A 247-nucleotide genomic window follows, 5' to 3' on the forward strand; every position below is an offset into this window, starting at 1 on the left:
TGGTCTGGAAGGCGATCTCGTCGATCACCGAGATGATCGAGTTGATCTTCTCCGAGGACTGCTCGATCTGGCCCATGGCGGTGACCGCCTTGCCGACGATCTCGCCGCCCTTCTGGGCCTTTTCGCGGGCTCCCGAGGCCACGAGCTGCGCCTTGCCGGCGCCCTCGGCGGTCTCGTTGACGGCCTGGGTCACTTCGCCCAGCGCCGCGACGGTCTGCTCCAGGCTGGCCGCCTGCTGCTCGGTGCG

1 protein-coding gene is annotated in these 247 nt (G+C 68.4%); it reads right to left on the minus strand.

Annotated features, from left to right (window positions below; translation table 11 throughout):
- On the minus strand, positions 1–247 hold a 247-nt coding region (locus VQ042_RS18140), incomplete at both ends, for a methyl-accepting chemotaxis protein (protein ID WP_331821726.1).

Origin of the sequence: Aurantimonas sp. A2-1-M11 (assembly GCF_036549475.1) — a bacterium.
Taxonomy (GTDB): domain Bacteria; phylum Pseudomonadota; class Alphaproteobacteria; order Rhizobiales; family Rhizobiaceae; genus Aurantimonas.